The sequence below is a fragment of the Rheinheimera texasensis genome (assembly GCF_964031785.1).
Lineage (GTDB): Bacteria > Pseudomonadota > Gammaproteobacteria > Enterobacterales > Alteromonadaceae > Pararheinheimera > Pararheinheimera texasensis_A.
In genome coordinates this window covers 133,142-151,435 of sequence record NZ_CAXIRE010000018.1, presented here as the reverse complement: position 1 = coordinate 151,435, position 18,294 = coordinate 133,142, and the positions used below count along the sequence as shown (strand labels likewise).

Genomic DNA, 18,294 nt, shown 5'->3' with positions numbered 1-18,294 from the left:
GCTCAAACCTCCTGCTGCCAGCCGAGTGTGCGCATCACATCGCCAAACACACCGGCCGCTGTCACCGCAGCACCTGCGCCATAACCACGCAGTACAAATGGGATCGGCTGATAATAGCGGGTATGGATCGCCAGCGCGTTTTCACCGTCTTTGACCTTCGCCAGCGGATGGTCCAAATCTAAGGCTTTGACTGCGACTTTACACTGACCGTCGGCGATTTCGCCGATAAAACGCAGCACTTTGCCGCCAGCTTGCGCCGCCGCTACTTTGTCGGCGTACCAGGCGTCCAGCTCTGGCAACTTGGCCATAAAAGTCGCCACATCAGTGCCTGGCGCAAAATCAGCCGGCAACACACCTTCAACTGTGACATCGGCTAAATCCAGCTCGAGACCGGCTTCACGCGCCATGATGAGCAGCTTACGCGCCACATCCATGCCAGATAAATCGTCACGTGGGTCTGGCTCGGTAAAGCCCATTGCTTTGGCTTTGGCGGTCACTTCCGACAGCGGCAGGCCTTTTTCCAGTTCACCAAACAGATAACTTAAGCTACCCGACAAAATGCCTTCAAAAGCGACCAGCTCATCACCGGCGTTTAACAGGCCCTGCAGCGTATCAATCACCGGCAAACCAGCACCGACAGTGGTTTCATACAGGAAACGACGGCGGTGACGCTGCGCAACCTGACGCAATTCACGGTAATAATCCAGGCTTGTGGTATTAGCCTTTTTGTTCGGCGTCACGACATGGAAACCGGCCGCGAGGAACTGGCTGTACTGCGCCGCAATAGCTTCTGAGCTGGTGCAGTCAATCAACACCGGGTTGGTTAAATGATGTTCCTGCACAAATTTATCGAGTACCGCCAGCGAGAACTGGGCTGAGGCTGAAGCCATAGCACCCTGCCATCCTGTCAAATCAATGCCCTGACCGTTTAACAATAACTGGCGCGAGTTGGCGATGCCGTACACGCTTAAACGCACGTTCCGGCCCTGCAGGAACTGCTGCTGGCGCTGGAACTGCGCTAATAATTCACTACCCACCACGCCACAACCGACCAGGAACACGTCGATACTGGGCACATGGCTGAAGAAGTTCTCATGGCAAACTTTCACCGCATTCTGGCAACTTTGTTGCTCGACGACTGCAGAGATTGAGCGTTCGCTGGAATCCTGCGCAATCGCCACGACGTTAACGCGGGCTTGCGATAAGGACGCGAAAAACTTCGCCGCCACACCGCGGTGCTGGCGCATACCGTCGCCGACTAAACTGACAATCGCCATGTCGGTCTGAATTGCCAGTGGACGCAGCAATTTGCCCTGCAGCTCCAGCTCAAATTCAGCTTCGAGCGCGCGTTTGGCGGCGGTTAAGTCGAGCTGTGCCACACAGAAACTGATGCTGAACTCACTGGAGGACTGGGTGATTAAATTCACCGACACCTGCTCGCGCGCCATAGTGGCAAAAATGCGCGACGCCATGCCCACTACGCCTTTGAGACCAGGGCCGGATACTGTGATGAGCGCCAGGTGTTCCAGGCTGGAAATACCTTTGACCAGGCTGTCGCCGCTGTTGTGATTGTCGATACAGCTGCCCGGCGCCTGCGGGTTTAAGGTGTTTTTGATGTAACAAGGGATTTGATAACGCGCCAGCGGCCCAATGGTTTTCGGGTGCAGCACTTTGGCGCCGAAATAAGATAATTCCATCGCCTCGTCGTAAGATAAGTGGTCAATCAGCTTGGCATTTTTGACCTGGCGCGGATCTGCGCTATAAACGCCATCTACATCGGTCCAAATCTCACAGACTGATGCGCGCAGCGCGGCGGCGACAATAGCGGCTGAATAGTCAGAGCCATTGCGGCCCAACAGGCAGAGCTCGCCTTGTGCATTGCTGGAGACAAAACCGGCCAGCACATAAACCTGCGCCGGCTGTTTTTTCACTGCTACGCCCAGCGCAATTTCTGACGCAGGCACATCCGCCACCGCGTTCAGATAATCGCCTTGGCTTTTCACGCATTGCACCGAATCGAGCAGGACAGCTTTCACCTGCTGCGCCAGCAGTAATTCGGTCATCAGCGCGACACTGAATTGCTCACCAAGCCCCAGCAACTGCGCCTTGATATGGTCCGGGCAATAATGCAGTAATTCAACCCCTTGCAACCGGTTGCTCAGTGTCGCATCTTGTGCAGCAACGACCGACTGCAGTCGTTGTTGAGCAGCACTGTCGAGCACGGCTGCCGCATCAGCCAACATTTTCTGCAGCCGTTGCCGCCAGCCATTTAACGCATCCTGATAACCGGTGCCCAGAAAGGCCAGGTCCGTCAGTTCCACCAATAAATTGGTCACCCCATGCGGCGCAGATAAAACCAGTCCAACCGGCTCGGTTTGTGGTTGCGACCGCACAATAGCCGCAACTTCCAGAAACCGCGCCACAGACGCTAACGACGAACCCCCAAACTTAAGCACCCGCATTTTTTGCTCCTCAGATAAAACGCAAAAGGCCCGTGACTGTTGAGGTCACGGGCCTTTTCTCAAGACAATACGCCGCCGACCTCCTACCCCGCAGGGCTGGTGGTAATAATCGTGGTGGTTGTATTGATATTTTTGGTATATTTCATGCGTCTTATATGCGCATTGTTTTAGACGTCTGTCAATCTAAATGTTTAGATTAATTTCAGTTCGCCTTTTTCTGATAGTCCGTTTCGCCGGCCTGATAACAACATACCCGGTTCCGGCCGGTTCTTTTCGCGTTGTATAATGCCATGTCTGCGCAACGAATTAAATCGTCATGCAAGAAATGTTGTTTCGGCTGAAATTCGGCCACGCCCATACTGAGCGTCGCCCGGATAGTCTGCTGGTTAAACAGCATCGAATATTCCGCCACAGCCCGGCAGATCCGCTCGGCAACCTCTGCAGCCCCTTCCAGACCCGTATCAGGCAAAATAATGCCAAACTCTTCGCCGCCATAACGGCCGAGTAAATCGGAATCTCGCAGCAGGCTGCCGATAAACGACGCCAGCTCGACCAACACAAAATCACCGCCCAAATGGCCGTATTTGTCATTCAGATCTTTAAATTTATCCAGGTCAAACAAAATCAGGCTGAGTGAATGCTGATAACGCTGAGCGCGGTGGATTTCCTGCTTCAGCTGCTCTTCCCAATAACGGCGGTTCTGCACTTTGGTCAAGCCGTCCTGCCGGTTGGCTTTTTCCAGTTCAATCAGCGTGCGGCTTAAATGCTGCTGATAAACAAAGGCATCGGTGGCATCTTCAATCAGAATACAAATCAGTGGTTGTTCATGTTGTGCTGTGGCGAGCGGCAGCATAGTACAGTTTTGCGCCATGTACTGGCTGCTGCTGGTGATAGGCCGTAAATGCGGCAGCTTGAATATGTATTGGCGCTGCTCCCAGCTGCTGAACGCCGGCGAATTTAAATCCAGCACACTCATCAGTTTGCGTTTGAGCCAGGCTTCCGGTAAATCGGCAAACACACTGAACAATGACTTCCCCGCCACTTCGCTCAGTTGCAGATTGCCATGCCGTTCAATGAAGGCGTTCAGATAACGGATGTTGTATTCATCATCAATAACAATGACGCCGCTATTGAGTGCAGCAAGAACCGGATTGCAGAGCATCTCCTGAAACATCAATAGGCTTCCAGGATCCGATCCAGAATGTTTTTGATATTACTGACCGCTTCACCCGGGATCAGCAAAATCATATCGCAGTTAAAGGAGTGATCGATAAGCTGATAACTGATATCCACTTTTAGTGCATGCTCCCAGTGAAACGAAGTATTTTTCAGCACATCGGCAACATTGCCGTGGCGCGACGACAGTATTCTGGGCGCAGAATATGACAAACTGTTTTCAATCTGGTCGGCTAAACCGTTTAAGAAAGTGGTGGTCAAAATAGAACTGATGTCAGTCAACATCTCAATTTCTGAGACATCGCCGGCTTCATAACCGAGCAAAGCCGAAATTTTGTGCGCGTTTTCCATTTGATAAAGCACTATGGCTTCACCACGCACGCCTTCATTACCAAAAAAACCCTGACTGACTAATGCAGCTTCAGCATCCTGATAACGGTTTTCGAATTCTTCCGGGATATGCATTGCGCCGACTAACGCGATAGACGGCACCTGCAGATGGACAAAGGTATTGAGGAAACGCGCCAGTTTGTCGCTGGCAAGGCCCATAGCGACGTTGATGATTTCCTGCAGGCAGTCACGCTGCTCTTCACTGAAGCCGAGATTATTCATATGAAACCATACTGTTTCAGCACGCCAATGATTTTATCTTCATTCACCGGTTTTTGCACAAAAGCTAAAGCACCGAGCTCCATCACCCGCTTTTGCATTTCCGGCTGGATGTCGGCAGAAATGACAATAACAAAACAGTCGATGCCTTCGGCCTTAATCGCTTCAAGTACACCGACACCATCTAATTCCGGCATGGTTAAATCAAGAAACACCAAGCCAATTTCCTGACTGCGCAACACGGCCAGCGCTTCCATACCATTGCCTGCTGTCTGAAATTCCGCATCGAAAGATTCCGGGAGACTTTTTCGGACTTGCTTACGGGCTAAAATTGAATCGTCACAAATCAGGACTGGCAAAGCCATGCAGAACTGCCTCTGTATTTCTAATAATTATTTGAAGTTACGGGCAAAATATAACCACTTGCCCCTTTGATTGCAACATCCGTGCGCAGGCTATTGCAAAATGCAGCAGCAGTTTTACTAACCTGCCACGGACTCCGCAGAGTCAGATTTGGGCTATAGTTTGGCAGCCGCATTGCGATGCTGGTCTCTGATCCATTTATTGCGTCACACACAGTGGCCAAATAATGTAGTAAAGTATTTTAATTATTGTTTTTTTTAGCTAATTTTATAGCATTGGCTGGCAGCTCCAGAGCTCTACTGGCGGCGCATTCAGAATTCACAGGATGTCAGATGCAACAAAAAAGCCTTTCGCGTAAGCTGCTGACCAAAGTATTGTCAGTGTATTTCATCCTGACCTTTGTCGTGACCCTCGGCCAAATCGTCGCCGAATACTTTAACACCAAAAACCATATCAACGGCGAACTCGCCACCCTGCAACAGACCATCTCAGGTTCGCTAACCCGGGCGATTTGGGAACTCAACACCCAGCAAGCGCTGATTATTGCCGACGGTCTGTTAGCCATCCCGTCGATTGAAGGCATCATAGTGCGCGATGACAGCGGCGCTGTGATCACCCAGCTTGGTCAGTATGTCGATATCAGCGAGCGCTACAGCAATCAGCTGGTCAAAGAAGGTGTGCGTCTGACCGAACAACAAAGCGGTTTGTTTGGATACACCTTCCCACTGATTTTTGAATTCTCCGGCCGCGCTACCCAGGTCGGCGATGTCACGCTGTTTTCCAGCCGGACTATAGTGCTGGACCGGATTAAAGTGGGCATCTACTTTCTGATCGGCAATGCCGTGTTAAAAACGACCTTCCTGATCATTCTGTTTTTGATCGCATTTCGCAAACAACTGACCTTGCCACTGGCTGAGCTGACCCAACAGATTGAGGAGCTTGAACTCGACAATCTCGAAGGAACCAAAGTCGAAATTCAGCATGGCGACACCAACGAACTGGCCGTGATGGCCGATGCTTTTAACCGCCTGATCGCCCGGGTACAGGATTACAAAGGTCAGCTTGAAAGCACACAAAAACAACTTTTGCAGAGTAATGAAAAACTCGACCAGCACAATCTCATTCTGGAACAGGAAGTAGCCCGTAAAACCTCAGGCCTCAGTCAGGCCATGATGGACCTGCAACAGCAAAAACAAGAGTTGGAAGTGAAACAGCAGGCACTGCGGGAAGAAATAGAGCGCCGCCGTCATACCGAAGACGCCCTGCGCAATAAACAAAGCGAACTGGAAAAACTGGTTAATGATTTACGTCAGGCGCAGGACCGGCTGGTGCAATCCGAAAAAATGGCCGCCTTAGGTGGTTTAGTCGCCGGTATTACCCATGAGGTCAATACACCTGTGGGTATTGGCGTCACAGCCACCAGCTTTCTGGCGGAAAAACTCGCTGCATTAGAACATGCTTATCAGGAAAAAAGCCTGTCGCCCAAAGCCTTGGAACATTTTATTGAAGAAGCCAAACAAGGCACTGAGCTGTTAAACACCAATCTGGTGCGCGCTTCTGAACTGATTGCCAGCTTTAAACAAATCGCAGTAGACCAAACCAGCGAAGCAATCCGCACTATTCAGTTGCAGGAATATCTGAACGAAATTATCCGTTCATTGCAACCACATTTCAAAAAAACTAAGCACTATATCGAAGTGAACTGCCCGGAGAATTTGGTGTTAAGTTGCCCTGCTGGCGCTATTTCGCAGATTTTCACCAATCTGCTGATGAATTCGTTAATCCACGGTTTTGAAGACATGGAAGAAGGCAATATCAACATCACCGTCATCGACGAAGGCAACATTGTTGATATCAATTACAGTGATAATGGGAAAGGCCTGACGGCAGAGCAACTGGAAAAACTGTTCCATCCGTTTTTCACCACCAAGCGGGACCAAGGCGGCAGCGGCCTTGGCACACATATCACCTATAACCTGGTCCGGCAGACGCTCGGTGGTAGTATTCAGGTGCGCAGTGAGCCTGGTCAGGGTCTGGCCTACCATATTCGTTTCCCCAAAGTGCTGAAACGTTGAGCAATCATCCAACCGGCGACGTTGCTTTCTGACGTCGCCGGGTTGTCGCCTTCACCTTTCCGGTTATACTGAGCCCCTTTTCTGAATTGCGGACTCTGCTGACTATGTGGTTTAAAAACCTGCGTGCGTATCAAATTACTGAACCGTTAAACCTCAATATCGACAAACTGGATGCCGCACTGGCTGAGCATAAATTTACCCCCTGCATGGGCCAGGATGCGCTGAAACTTGGTTTTACCTTTCCACTGCACCCGAGCATCAAATCTTATGCCCACCAGCTGGAGCATTTGTTTGTCTTCGCATTAAAACGTCAGGAAAAAGTGCTGCCTGCCGCCGTCATTAACGAAGAATTGCAGCCTAAAATCGACGCGCTGGAAGCGGAAAAAGGCCGGCCATTAGGACGCAAAGAAAAACAGGCGCTGAAAGAGGAGCTGGTCCAAACACTGTTGCCACGGGCATTTAGCCGTTCGACTGTGACGCAGGCGATCTACGATGCGAAAAACAACTGGTTTATCGTTAACACCAGTTCTGCCAGCCGGGCGGAAGATTTACTGGCACTGCTGCGTAAGGCGCTTGGATCTTTACCGGCAGTGCCATGGATTGACAGCAATCAGCTGAGTCAGTCGATGCAGCAATGGCTCAGCAATCAGGCGTTACCGGCAGGCTTCAGCCTTGGTCATGACGCTGAGCTGAAAGCGCCGGATGAAGAAGGTGCCAAAGTACGTTTCAGTAACCACCTGTTGACTACTGATGAAGTACAAAGTCATCTCGAAGACAAGCTGGTGACCAAATTAGAGCTGGTGCAGCCAGAGCTGCTGAGCCTGATGGTTTGTGAAGATGGCAGCATCAAAAAGTTGCAGTTTGAAGAACTGCTGGCAAACAAAAACGATGAACTGGGCTGGGAAGACTTAATCCTGCGCCTTGACGCTGATTTGTTGGTTATGGCAAACGAACTGGCGCAGGTGCTGCAGGTTATCAAAGACCAGGTCCAGCCGCTGGTCAAAGCCTGAAAACAAGCCGGGGCGAATTATTCTCCCCGGTTTAGTTGTCTGGCAGCAGAACCAAAGTACGGCGCCTACATAAACATGGTCTTGGCGTCCTGATAGTTCTGCGCTATCTGCGGGTCCTGCATAAAATTCACCTTAGGGATCAACCCCTGCGCTAAATAATACTCCAGTAACTGTGGTTCATTACTGCGCCGTGGAAACTGTTGCCGCGCAATCGCCGCCAGCCGGACAAAATCGGTATAACAGACGGCATCAGCGGTTTGCAACCCCGCCCAATCCTGTGTCACTTTGATAAAAATGTCAGCAAAACCCCAGCTTTGTAAGATCACGACGCCAATACTGGCCGACAGATCGCGGATCGCATGCCGCAGATAAGTCGGCTCGGCAAACACAGCCGGATACTTTTCAGCCTCAGTTAAAATCGGTAAAGCGCCAATCTGATACACCAGAGCGGCGAGCGTCAATGTATCGAGGTTCAGCGGCACATGCTTATGGTTTTGCTGATAAAACTTCAGGCACGCCATCGCGATACAGGTAATTTCGATAGTGTCGCGCCACAATTCACTCATTTGCTCCAGCACCTGTGGATGCTGGCTGACAAAAAGCTGTTCTAAAGCCATCGCCGTTGCAATATTTTTCACCTGAAACAGGCCAATCCGCGTCACCGCCTGATTTAAGGTATTGACCTTAATACTACGACCCAGAAATGCGCTATTGGCGACTTTCAGCATACGGGCAGACAGCGCCGGATCGCGCGCAATCACTTCCGCCATAGCATGAAGGTTAATATCCGGATCTTCGGCCGCCTGACGGACACGGACCGCAATCTCAGGCAAAGTCGGCAACACCAATAAATTGTTGCGTAGTTTTTCCATCAACAACGTCAATAAAGCATTATCCGCCGACATAGACACTCCTTTAAACCGGTGAACGTGCAGACCAGCGTTGCTGGATCTCGGTTAATTGTAACGCGGAATAAGCCTTGGCAGGGTATTTCCCCCAGACAGGGGCAGGCCAGCTCGGATCCTTTACAAACCGGGCGATATGGTGCAAATGCAACTGAGGCACCATGTTACCAAGTGCCGCCAGATTCAACTTGTCAGGCTGATAATCCTTACGCAGATAAAGACTCAGCGCCCGGCTTTCTGCCCATAACTGCTGCTGCTCAGTCTCAGTTAAATCAATGACATCCCGTGCACTGTCACGTCTTGGTACTAAGATAAACCACGGATATTGCTGGTCATTGATCAGCCTGAGCTGACATAAAGGCCAATCGGCCAAAAACACCGAATCGGCCGCTAACTGTGGGTGTAACTGAAAACTGTCTTGCATAGTTTGACTCTTAAACGACGGCCGCTGTCTGGCCGGTATGTTGCTGCATCCGCTGGATAATCAGCTGACAGGCAAAAGCATCCTTGGATTTCGCCGACAACTCGAGTTCAGCCGCCAACTGGGTAATTTCCGGAAACCCCATACTACCGGCACAGCCTTTCAGGCTATGGGCTTCATACTGCAACGCAGCCAGATTCTGTTCCAGATGTAACTGGACGAGCTGCTGCAACTGTGCCGGCAGCCGCTGGGCGAAGTCCTGTTTCAACGCAATAATGGCCGGATCCTGTTCAAGTTTTAATGCCAACTCGTCTTCAAGCTGACGATCTTTCCGCGTGTATTGACGGATCATCGCGTAAAAATCGTGTTGTACAATCGGCTTGCCCAACAAGGCCTGACAACCCGCTTCCAGATAACGCTGGTGGTCTTCCCGCATCACGTTTGCGGTAAGCGCAATAATAGGTACATCAATACCGGCATGGCGGATCAGTCGGGTCGCTTCTTCGCCTCCCATCTCCGGCATCTGCATATCCATAAACACCAAATCAAAGTCTTCAAGCAGCAGCTTTTGCACTGCCTGATGACCATTCGCCACCATAGTGAATTCGGCGTTAATTTTGCGCAGCAATACAGCGACCAGCAACTGGTTATCGGTATTATCTTCGGCCACCAGAATACGGAGTTGCGGCTGGCAATCAGATTCCGGCTGGATTTGCTCCGGATTCGCCACCGGTTCAAAATGGTCAACCAGACTGATTTGTTGGGTGTCGCAATGCATTTGAATTTCAAAGCAGCTACCAAGCCCTTTTACGCTTTCGGCCCTGATATCGCCGTTCATCTGCTGCATCAATTTCTTCGAAATCACCAGACCCAAGCCGGTTCCGCCAAAATTACGGGTTACGGTAGCGTCGGCCTGAACAAAGGGCTGGAACAACTTGGTCAGTTCCTCAGCACTCATGCCAATCCCGGTATCTTTAATCCGGATGACCAGCAATTCTTCGCCTGACTGGTAACTGACCTGGATCACCACTTTGCCGCGCTGTGTGAACTTCAGCGCATTGCTGGTCAGATTTAACAGCACCTGCCGAAAACGCAGTTCATCAGTGCGCAGATAAGCCGGCAAGGGGTAATTCAGCTCCAGCACACAATCGAGCGCCTTGGCCTGCGCCTGATTGCGGGTTTGCTGGTAAATATCGTCAATCACCTGCAGGAAATTAAACTGGGCGTAAGACAATTCCAGTTTATCGGCTTCGATTTTCGACAGATCTAAGATGTCATTGATCAGATTTAATAAATGATCGCCACTTCGCAGGACGCGTTTCAGGTAATCATTCATTTGTTCCTGATCCTGTTCGACCAGCGCTTGTTCACTAAAACCGATGATGGCCGTCAGCGGCGTGCGGATCTCATGGCTCATATTGGCGAGGAATACGCTTTTGAGCCTGTTGGCTTGTTCAGCGGATTCACGTGCCAAAATCAGCTGCTGGTTCGCGCTGGCCAGATTGCTGTTTGCCCGCGCCAGATCCTGTGTCCTTTTCTGTACTTTCTCTTCAAGCTGCTGCTTATAAGCCCGCTCACGCTCGCGGTAAACGCGAAGCTGACGGACCATCACGTTAAATGCGGCGAACATATCACCAAGTTCGTCCTGCTTTTTCACCGTCAGCAGTGTACTCAGGTCACCCCGTCCCACAGCAGTTTTTGCCTCAGTCAGCACTTTGATTGGCTCAAAAATATAGTGGACCAGCAACCAATAGCATAACAACGGCAGGCCAACCGCAAATAAGATGCTGGCCAGAAATAACAGCACCGGCAAAAACTCAGAAACATCCATCAGTTCAGTTTCATCAACCGCACTGACCAGCATAAAGCTGCCAGGTAATGCAGCGCCAAGCACCTGCATCGGTTTACCGAGCAACACAATCGACTGCAGATGTTCAGAGCCGACTGATTGCTGTACTTGAGAGAAGTTGGTTGGCGCCAGCGCACTACCGATTAAACTGGCTTTATCGGCATAAGCGATTGTCCCGCCGGCACTGACAATCAAATTCACATTGGATGGTAACAGGCGGTTTTGGACAATTTCGTCCAGCAAATCCACGTTCAGATTCACCACCAGGTAGCCCCAGAGCCGATCAATTTCGCTGCTATTGTTCGCCAACTGATAAATTTTTTGCGCCAGAATGACGTGCAGTTTTTGTTGTTCAGATTCCCGGCTGATGAAAATTCCTGAATCCTCGATCATGCCTTGCAGTGCGGTGAAATAGTCAGCGCGAAACCGGCTGCCCGCAGGGTCAACGCCATTTTGCTGTGGCAACTGAAACATCAGTTCGCCGTTAAGCCGCAATAATTTAATTTGCTCAACGTCAGGATTAGCTTTCTGATATTGCCGGAATTGATTTTTCAGCCGTGGCAGGTCAGCCGTCTTAGTATCGAGAAAAGCCAAAGTGCTTTCACTGCGGCTCAAATGCTGCAGGTGCATCTGATGATTATTCAGATAACTGCTGAGTTTTTCCTGCTGGATTTCCAGATGCTGCGCCACCTTAATAAAGGCTTGCTGCACAAACGACGACTCGCTGTAACGGAATGCCAGATAGCCAAAGGCTAAGGTTGGCAAAACCATTAAAGGAAACATATAGATAACAAGGGTTTCGCGGAGTCTCATTCGTCCATTAACCTGACTCGAACCTGTCGCAGATATTCGCTACAGCATAAACAGACAACAAGCAGCCGACAACCAATTTCAGTCAGCACAATCAGGCTGCAGCAGTGTATACCTCTGCTGCAGCCTGCCGGGATTAACGCAGATAAGCCGCAGCCAGACTCGCCACTGGTGCCGCCGAAGGTTTACCATGTTGCCAGTCACCGCCATCGACCCCACTGCCGGCGATATCGATGTGGACATAAGCTAAACCATCAGACAAAGCTGAATTTTGCTCCAGACCCGCGGCAACCACTAAAAATGCCATCGGGAACTGATGACCACGCGCAGTCACTGAAGATGGTGCGTTATTACAACTCAGCACATCGTCGGCACAGCTGCGGGCTTTGATAAAAGCGAAATCCTCACGCCGGCTCGAGGATAACTCGGACGGGTCCCCCCAAACTTCACCAGCCTGAGCGATCTTTGCCGACACACCGGCTTTGCGCGCTGCACCATTTTCGACTAAGGCCGTGTAAGGACCAACAGCTCGGGCTGCGTGACCAGTCAGGGTAGCAATCGAGAACAAAGTCGGGTTAACAGCATCTTTAGCCTGTAGGCGTAAGTGCGACATTAAATCGGCCAGCACCAGACGACCTTCGGCATCGGTATTACCGATACGAACCCGCACACCGGCATGACTGGTGATGATTTCGTCGGCGACAAAAGCGTCAGAACCGATACTGTTACGTACAGCGCCGATTTCCGCGACCACCTTTAAGCCGGCTGGTTTTAACATCGCCACCGTCTTCATAAAACCGGCTACTGCAGCGGCGCCGCCTTTGTCACGGCTCATACCCGCCATGCCGCCGTTGATTTTCAGATCGGCACCACCGGTGTCATAGACCAGACCTTTACCAGCCAGCAATAACGTTTTGCTGACAGGGCCCGGTGGATTGTATTCCAGCCGGATCACGGCCGGTTTATGCCGGGCCACAGCTAATGAGCTACGGGCAACAGCCATCAACAACGGGTAGTCGGCCAGCAACTGCTCAGTGTTGGTTTCCACTTTAACCTTGACGTCAGTATGGGCAAAAGCATCGACGCAATAGTCCGCGAAACGCAGCGGCGCCATCCGCTCTGGCTCTGTACCACACAAATCACGCGCCAGCCGGCGTCCCGCTTCAGTGGCGTCTAGGAAATGAGCTTGCTCCGAAGAAAGACCAAGCAAACCAATGTGTGACACTGGCTCAACTTGTTGCTCTCCGCGAGCCTCACGGCCTTCGAGTGGCTGCCACAGCGCCTGGGCAGCGGCCAGGTATGCGACAGCTAATGCTTCGCTATACCGCGGATCTGTGGGTGTTTGCAGCCACAGCAGAGGTCGCACCGCACCTGCCGCTTTCGCCTGCGAAATCGCAATTTTGGCGACATCAGCGATACAACGCACATCATCAAAATCACGTAATAAAGGGCCGGTCGGGGCCAGAATCAGGCGCTGGCCAGGTGCGCTGGCACAAATAATAGTGACCGTCTCACGACCGATCCGCTGATCGATCTGCTGCTGAGACCTGACGAAATCAGTCAAAGCAGCATCAGGTAACTGCTGGAAATTTTCTGCGATACAAATCAGTGCATCCCAGTCAGCCGGGGCGGCGGATTGGAGGGATGGCACTGCAACGGGTGTAGGGTATGCCATTTGTATATCCTTAACAGGCAGCCGGGCTGCCAGAGATCAGATGATTTTATTTTCTTGCCAGAGTTTTTCTTTGCGCATCCGCTCCTGGCGTTTTTCGCACGGATTTTCACAATCACAGGCTTTTTCAATGCCCAGCGCATCCAGACCGCCGCAGCTGCCGGCGATAGTTTTGCGTTGCACAATGTAACCAACAGCCATAGCCAACACGACAATTAACAACACTGCAAACGTCAACAGAAATACTTCCATGACAACCTCTCTACGCATTGAATAAAAAATTAGTGGCTGGCAGATCACTGACGCCGCGGGAGCGCTATTTTAACGCCAAATCAGGCCAGCGACTATGCTTTCCCGCCGAACCACCATCAGTATCATTGCAGTATCGGTCGGTAACAGGAAACGCAGGCATAAAAAAACCAACCCGAAGGTTGGTCTTTTAATGCTGTCAGTGATTAACCACCGAAGTCGTCCAATAAGATATTGTCGTCTTCCACACCTAAGTCTTTCAGCATGTTGATAACCGCTTTGTTCATCATCGGCGGACCACACATGTAGAATTCGCAATCTTCCGGCGCTTTATGGTTTTTCAGGTAGTTTTCAAAAATAACATTGTGAATAAAACCTGTGTAACCAGTCCAGTTGTCTTCCGGTTGCGGATCTGACAAGGCCACGTGCCACTGGAAGTTTTCGTTCTCAGCCTGCAGCATGTCGAAGTCTTCAACATAGAACATTTCGCGCTTAGAACGGGCACCATACCAGAAGCTGATTTTCCGTTTGGATTTTAACCGGCGCAGCTGGTCAAAAATGTGTGAACGCATTGGCGCCATACCAGCACCACCACCGATAAACACCATCTCTGCATCAGTGTCTTTCGCGAAGAATTCACCAAATGGACCAGAAATCGTCACTTTATCACCGGCCTTCAGGCTCCAGATGTATGATGACATTTTACCGCATGGCAGCGTCAGGTTGTTCGGCGGCGGGGTTGCGATCCGCACGTTCAACATGATGATGCCTTCTTCTTCCGGATAGTTCGCCATAGAATAAGCACGAATAGTCGGCTCATCCACTTTAGACTCCAGTGTGAAGAACTTAAAGCGTTCCCAGTCACCACGGTATTCCGCAGGAATATCGTAATCGGCATATTTCACATGGTGTGCAGGTGCTTCAATCTGAATGTAACCACCGGCACGGAATGGTACTGATTCGCCATCCGGGATCTGCAGTTTCAGTTCTTTGATAAATGTCGCCTTGTTGTCATTCGAAATAACAGAACAAGCCCACTTTTTGATACCAAAGATCTCTGGCTCCACTTCGATGTCCATGTCAGTTTTTACACTGACCTGACAAGCCAGACGGCAGCCTTCACGACGCTCGCCTTTGGTCAGGTGACCAAATTCGACCGGCAGCACATCACCACCACCTGAGTGAACATGCACCCGGCATTGACCACATGAACCACCACCACCACAGGCTGATGACAGGAAGATACCCCGATCTGCCAGTACGCTGAGCAGTTTGCCACCAGCACTGACTTTCAGCGCTTTGCTGGCATCGCCATTGATGTTGATGGTGACTTCACCCGCAGAAACCAGTTTCGCCTTGGCCACTAAAATCATGACGACCAGCGCGACAACCAGCAGGGTGAACATACCAACACCAAGATAAATCTCAGTATATTGCATTGTTTTTTCCTTCTACTACTGATGGTTACAGGGAGACGCCTGAGAACGACAGGAAACCCAGACTCATCAGACCCACCATAAAGAAGCGTGAACCCAGACCACGTAAAGCCAGCGGCACATCGGCGTATTTCAGTTTTTCACTGACTGCGGCCATGACTGTGATAGCCATAGTCCAGCCGATGCCACTACCCAGACCAAACACTGTACTTTCAGCCAGGGTGTAGTCACGTTCAACCATGAAAGCAACAGCACCAAAAATCGCGCAGTTTACTGTGATCAGTGGCAGGAAAATACCCAGAGCGTTGTACAGCGCCGGCACGTATTTATCCAGGAACATTTCCAGTACCTGTACTAAACCGGCAATTACACCGATATAGGCAATAAAGCCCAAAAAGCTCAGGTCGGTATCAGGAAAACCAGCCCAGGCTAAGGCGCCAGGAGCCAGAAACTGTTTAAACACGATGTTGTTTAATGGCACTGACAGGGCCAGAACCACAGTTACTGCAACACCTAAACTAAACGCCGTTTTGACCTGTTTAGAGATAGCAATAAAAGTACACATCCCTAGGAAAAACGACAGCGCCATGTTTTCAACGAAAACAGCACGCACAAACAAACTTAAATAATGTTCCATTTGCTACTCCTTAGTGCTGTTCTTGCTGCTCTGGACGCCAGGTCCGCAGGGCCCAAATTAACAGGCCAATGATGAAGAATGCACTTGGTGGCATTAACAGAAGACCATTTGGAACATACCAGCCGCCCGCACTGACCAGAGGCAGTACTTCATGACCTAGAATAGTTCCTGAACCAAAGATCTCACGGATTGTTGCCACGATAACCAGCAACACTGTATAACCCAGACCATTACCGATACCGTCCAGGAACGACATCAGCGGCGGGCTCTTCATGGCGTAGGCTTCAGCACGGCCCATCACGATACAGTTGGTGATGATCAAACCAACGAACACTGACAGCTCTTTTGCCACGTTATAAGCATAAGCTTTCAGGATTTGGTCAACCACGATAACCAGAGACGCAATAATGGTCATTTGCACGATAATCCGCACACTGGAAGGAATGTGGTTACGGATCATCGAGATAAACATACTGGAAAACGCTGTTACCAGCATCAGCGCGACACCCATGACCAGTGCTTTATCCAGTTTAGTTGTCACTGCTAACGCAGAGCAAATACCCAGAACCTGCAGAGCGATAGGGTTGTTAGCAAACACTGGTCCAAAAACCAGTGATTTCATTTCTTTTGCACTAGCCATTGTTTAATGCTCCTTGACGGACTTTAGTCAGGAATGGGGCGAAACCTTTAGCACCGGACCAGAAAGTAAAGGTATTTTGCACACCGTTACTGGTCAGTGTGGCACCAGATAATCCATCGACTTCAGAAGCAGCCGCTGGGTTTGCATTACCTGGTTTCAGGATCTTGATAGCCGGGTGACCTGATTCGTCCAGTAATTTCTTACCAACGAACTGAGCAACCCATTTCGGGTTTTGAATTTCACCACCCAAGCCCGGAGTCTCGCCGTGCTCATAGTAGTTCAGGCCTTTGATTGTGTTACCGTCTTTGTCCAATGCAAGGAAACCATGCATGGTTGACCACAGGCCGTAGCCATGGATCGGCAGCACTACATAAGACACATTCTTAGACTCAACGCCATCAACATAGGCCAGATAGACCGGTGCAACTTTCGCGCGGCTTTTAATCTTTGCCGGGTCATCTTTTTCATCCAGCGTGTTACTGCCAGCCGGGTCTTTCATCATCTTGCGGTAGTCGTAAGTCAGCGGGTCCTGATCAACAAATTCACCAGTGTCCAGATCCACCAAACGTACCTGCACGTGTTTTTCAAACTGTGCTTTGATGTCTTCACCATTGAGCATACCGGTCGCAATCAGAATATTTTTCTGCGCATCCAGCAACTTGTTTTCGGCTTGTTTTGGCCGTAAGCCCACAGCTGATGCAGCGACAAATATCGCACAAATCAGACACAGACCAATCACGACAAAAAACGTTTTGCCGATGCTTTCGTTATTATTAGACATTACGAGCCAGCCTCCGCTTAATGTTTGATTGCGCGACCATATAGTCAAACAAAGGCGCAAACAGGTTGGCGAACAGAATTGCCAGCATCATGCCTTCCGGATAAGCAGGGTTCACCACACGAATCATTACCACCATAAACCCAATCAGAATCCCGTATGCCCACTTACCGGTGTCGGTGAATGAAGCAGATACCGGGTCTGTCGCCATGAAAAACAGGCCAATGGCAAAACCACCTAATACCACGTGCCAGTACCAAGGCATCGCGAACATAGAGTTAGTTTCTGAACCAATCAGGTTGAACATGGTTGCAAATACAATAGTGCCAATCAGCACACCACTGACGATGCGCCAGGATGCAATACGCAGATAAATCAGTGCTAAACCACCAATCATCAGTGCCAGTGTTGAAGTTTCACCGATAGAACCCGGGATGAAACCATAGAAAGCATCCCACCATTGTTGATTGACAGACCAGTCCGTCACTTCACCATTCGCGGCTTTTGACAGCCAGGTCGCGCCGGCGTAACCGTCAGCAACAGTCCAGACTTTATCGCCGGAAATTTGTGCAGGATAAGCGAAGAACAGGAAAGCACGGCCAGCTAATGCCGGGTTCAGGAAGTTACGGCCTGTACCGCCGAATACTTCTTTTGCTACGACAATACCAAAGGAAATACCCAATGCGGCTTGCCACAGTGGAATAGTGGCCGGCAGGATCAGCGCAAACAGGATAGAAGATACGAAGAAACCTTCGTTGATTTCGTGCTTACGCACCGAAGCGAACAATACTTCCCAGAAACCACCAACGATAAATACCGTGGCGTAAATTGGCAGGAACCAACAGGCACCGTACCACATCTTCGCGCCCCAGCCTGAATCAGGTGTCAGTTCACCGCCAAAGGCATGGAACAAGGCAACCTGCCAGGTATCCGGTAACTTAACCGTTTCTGACAGCACGATAGCAGCTTGATGGCCAACGTTAAACATACCGAAGAACATTGCCGGGAACAGCATTAACCAGACAAAAATCATGATGCGTTTCAGGTCGATACTGTCACGAACATGAGTCGCTGATTTAGTGACTTTACCAGGGGTATACAGAATAGTGGCGACTGCTTCGTACAATGCGTACCACTTTTCGTGTTTGCCGCCTTTTTCGAAATGCGGCTCCAGACTCTCTAAATAATGCTTCAAACTCATC

General features: G+C 50.4%; 16 protein-coding genes. 2 read left to right on the top strand and 14 right to left on the bottom strand.

The window, feature by feature from the left end; genetic code table 11:
• Positions 1-2: 2 nt before the first annotated feature.
• The 4 genes from thrA to ABNT34_RS08190 all read right to left on the bottom strand — a co-directional run bounded on the left by thrA (position 3) and on the right by ABNT34_RS08190 (position 4,612).
• Positions 3-2,462 carry a bifunctional aspartate kinase/homoserine dehydrogenase I gene (gene thrA / locus ABNT34_RS08205; RefSeq protein ID WP_348730505.1) on the bottom strand — a complete coding sequence of 820 codons (2,460 nt, stop codon included), beginning with the start codon at positions 2,460-2,462 and terminating at the stop codon, positions 3-5.
• A 202-nt stretch (positions 2,463-2,664) separates the two neighbouring features.
• Positions 2,665-3,636: a diguanylate cyclase gene (locus ABNT34_RS08200; protein WP_348730504.1), complete on the bottom strand. Its 972-nt coding sequence runs from the start codon at positions 3,634-3,636 to the stop codon at positions 2,665-2,667.
• Positions 3,636-4,250 carry a hypothetical protein gene (locus ABNT34_RS08195; RefSeq protein WP_031567715.1) on the bottom strand — a complete coding sequence of 205 codons (615 nt, stop codon included), beginning with the start codon at positions 4,248-4,250 and terminating at the stop codon, positions 3,636-3,638. Before ABNT34_RS08195 ends, ABNT34_RS08200 begins: the two co-directional genes overlap by 1 nt.
• Complete coding sequence (locus tag ABNT34_RS08190) at positions 4,247-4,612, bottom strand: response regulator (protein WP_348730502.1); 366 nt, start codon at positions 4,610-4,612, stop codon at positions 4,247-4,249. The genes ABNT34_RS08195 and ABNT34_RS08190 overlap by 4 nt, the downstream gene beginning before the upstream one ends.
• 330 nt (positions 4,613-4,942) lie before the next feature.
• Here ABNT34_RS08190 and ABNT34_RS08185 point away from each other — a divergent pair, with 330 nt between their 5' ends.
• Positions 4,943-6,685, top strand: coding sequence for an ATP-binding protein (locus ABNT34_RS08185; RefSeq protein ID WP_348730500.1), 1,743 nt, complete (start codon positions 4,943-4,945; stop codon positions 6,683-6,685).
• Between the two features lie 104 nt (positions 6,686-6,789).
• The gene (locus tag ABNT34_RS08180) at positions 6,790-7,695 is read left to right on the top strand and encodes a recombination-associated protein RdgC (protein ID WP_348730498.1); all 906 of its coding nucleotides are present in this window, start codon (positions 6,790-6,792) and stop codon (positions 7,693-7,695) included.
• 65 nt (positions 7,696-7,760) lie between these two features.
• Here the strand turns inward: ABNT34_RS08180 and ABNT34_RS08175 are convergent, their stop codons facing one another.
• From ABNT34_RS08175 to ABNT34_RS08130, 10 genes are all read right to left on the bottom strand, one after another.
• Positions 7,761-8,600 carry an HDOD domain-containing protein gene (locus ABNT34_RS08175; protein ID WP_348730496.1) on the bottom strand — a complete coding sequence of 280 codons (840 nt, stop codon included), beginning with the start codon at positions 8,598-8,600 and terminating at the stop codon, positions 7,761-7,763.
• Between the two features lie 10 nt (positions 8,601-8,610).
• Positions 8,611-9,024 (bottom strand): HIT domain-containing protein, encoded by a 414-nt coding sequence (locus tag ABNT34_RS08170; RefSeq protein ID WP_348730494.1) that lies wholly within the window; start codon positions 9,022-9,024, stop codon positions 8,611-8,613.
• Between the two features lie 10 nt (positions 9,025-9,034).
• The gene (locus ABNT34_RS08165) at positions 9,035-11,653 is read right to left on the bottom strand and encodes an ATP-binding protein (protein ID WP_348730492.1); all 2,619 of its coding nucleotides are present in this window, start codon (positions 11,651-11,653) and stop codon (positions 9,035-9,037) included.
• 163 nt (positions 11,654-11,816) lie between these two features.
• The gene (locus ABNT34_RS08160) at positions 11,817-13,355 is read right to left on the bottom strand and encodes a leucyl aminopeptidase family protein (protein ID WP_348730490.1); all 1,539 of its coding nucleotides are present in this window, start codon (positions 13,353-13,355) and stop codon (positions 11,817-11,819) included.
• Between the two features lie 36 nt (positions 13,356-13,391).
• Positions 13,392-13,604 (bottom strand): (Na+)-NQR maturation NqrM, encoded by a 213-nt coding sequence (gene nqrM / locus ABNT34_RS08155; protein WP_031567696.1) that lies wholly within the window; start codon positions 13,602-13,604, stop codon positions 13,392-13,394.
• 203 nt (positions 13,605-13,807) lie between these two features.
• On the bottom strand, positions 13,808-15,040 hold the full coding sequence (gene nqrF / locus ABNT34_RS08150; RefSeq protein WP_348730488.1) for an NADH:ubiquinone reductase (Na(+)-transporting) subunit F: 1,233 nt from the start codon (positions 15,038-15,040) through the stop codon (positions 13,808-13,810).
• A gap of 25 nt (positions 15,041-15,065) precedes the next feature.
• Positions 15,066-15,674 carry an NADH:ubiquinone reductase (Na(+)-transporting) subunit E gene (gene nqrE, locus ABNT34_RS08145; RefSeq protein WP_348730486.1) on the bottom strand — a complete coding sequence of 203 codons (609 nt, stop codon included), beginning with the start codon at positions 15,672-15,674 and terminating at the stop codon, positions 15,066-15,068.
• Positions 15,675-15,684: 10 nt separating this feature from the next.
• Positions 15,685-16,314: an NADH:ubiquinone reductase (Na(+)-transporting) subunit D gene (locus tag ABNT34_RS08140; RefSeq protein WP_348730484.1), complete on the bottom strand. Its 630-nt coding sequence runs from the start codon at positions 16,312-16,314 to the stop codon at positions 15,685-15,687.
• Positions 16,307-17,095, bottom strand: a complete 789-nt coding sequence (locus ABNT34_RS08135; protein WP_348730482.1) for a Na(+)-translocating NADH-quinone reductase subunit C — start codon at positions 17,093-17,095, stop codon at positions 16,307-16,309. Before ABNT34_RS08135 ends, ABNT34_RS08140 begins: the two co-directional genes overlap by 8 nt.
• Positions 17,088-18,293, bottom strand: coding sequence for an NADH:ubiquinone reductase (Na(+)-transporting) subunit B (locus ABNT34_RS08130; protein ID WP_348730480.1), 1,206 nt, complete (start codon positions 18,291-18,293; stop codon positions 17,088-17,090). The genes ABNT34_RS08135 and ABNT34_RS08130 overlap by 8 nt, the downstream gene beginning before the upstream one ends.
• Position 18,294: the final 1 nt, after the last annotated feature.

Bases quoted from the DNA above. Each gene is read 5' to 3' on its own strand.
- ABNT34_RS08170 (WP_348730494.1), bottom strand. From the start codon at position 9,024: ATGCAAGACAGTTTTCAGTTACACCCACAGTTAGCGGCCGATTCGGTG.
- ABNT34_RS08195 (WP_031567715.1), bottom strand. From the start codon at position 4,250: ATGAATAATCTCGGCTTCAGTGAAGAGCAGCGTGACTGCCTGCAGGAA.
- ABNT34_RS08190 (WP_348730502.1), bottom strand. From the start codon at position 4,612: ATGGCTTTGCCAGTCCTGATTTGTGACGATTCAATTTTAGCCCGTAAG.
- nqrF (WP_348730488.1), bottom strand. From the start codon at position 15,040: ATGCAATATACTGAGATTTATCTTGGTGTTGGTATGTTCACCCTGCTG.
- ABNT34_RS08200 (WP_348730504.1), bottom strand. From the start codon at position 3,636: ATGTTTCAGGAGATGCTCTGCAATCCGGTTCTTGCTGCACTCAATAGC.
- ABNT34_RS08160 (WP_348730490.1), bottom strand. From the start codon at position 13,355: ATGGCATACCCTACACCCGTTGCAGTGCCATCCCTCCAATCCGCCGCC.
- ABNT34_RS08135 (WP_348730482.1), bottom strand. From the start codon at position 17,095: ATGTCTAATAATAACGAAAGCATCGGCAAAACGTTTTTTGTCGTGATT.
- ABNT34_RS08180 (WP_348730498.1), top strand. From the start codon at position 6,790: ATGTGGTTTAAAAACCTGCGTGCGTATCAAATTACTGAACCGTTAAAC.
- ABNT34_RS08130 (WP_348730480.1), bottom strand. From the start codon at position 18,293: ATGAGTTTGAAGCATTATTTAGAGAGTCTGGAGCCGCATTTCGAAAAA.
- nqrE (WP_348730486.1), bottom strand. From the start codon at position 15,674: ATGGAACATTATTTAAGTTTGTTTGTGCGTGCTGTTTTCGTTGAAAAC.
- ABNT34_RS08165 (WP_348730492.1), bottom strand. From the start codon at position 11,653: ATGTTTCCTTTAATGGTTTTGCCAACCTTAGCCTTTGGCTATCTGGCA.
- nqrM (WP_031567696.1), bottom strand. From the start codon at position 13,604: ATGGAAGTATTTCTGTTGACGTTTGCAGTGTTGTTAATTGTCGTGTTG.
- ABNT34_RS08175 (WP_348730496.1), bottom strand. From the start codon at position 8,600: ATGTCGGCGGATAATGCTTTATTGACGTTGTTGATGGAAAAACTACGC.
- ABNT34_RS08140 (WP_348730484.1), bottom strand. From the start codon at position 16,314: ATGGCTAGTGCAAAAGAAATGAAATCACTGGTTTTTGGACCAGTGTTT.
- ABNT34_RS08185 (WP_348730500.1), top strand. From the start codon at position 4,943: ATGCAACAAAAAAGCCTTTCGCGTAAGCTGCTGACCAAAGTATTGTCA.
- thrA (WP_348730505.1), bottom strand. From the start codon at position 2,462: ATGCGGGTGCTTAAGTTTGGGGGTTCGTCGTTAGCGTCTGTGGCGCGG.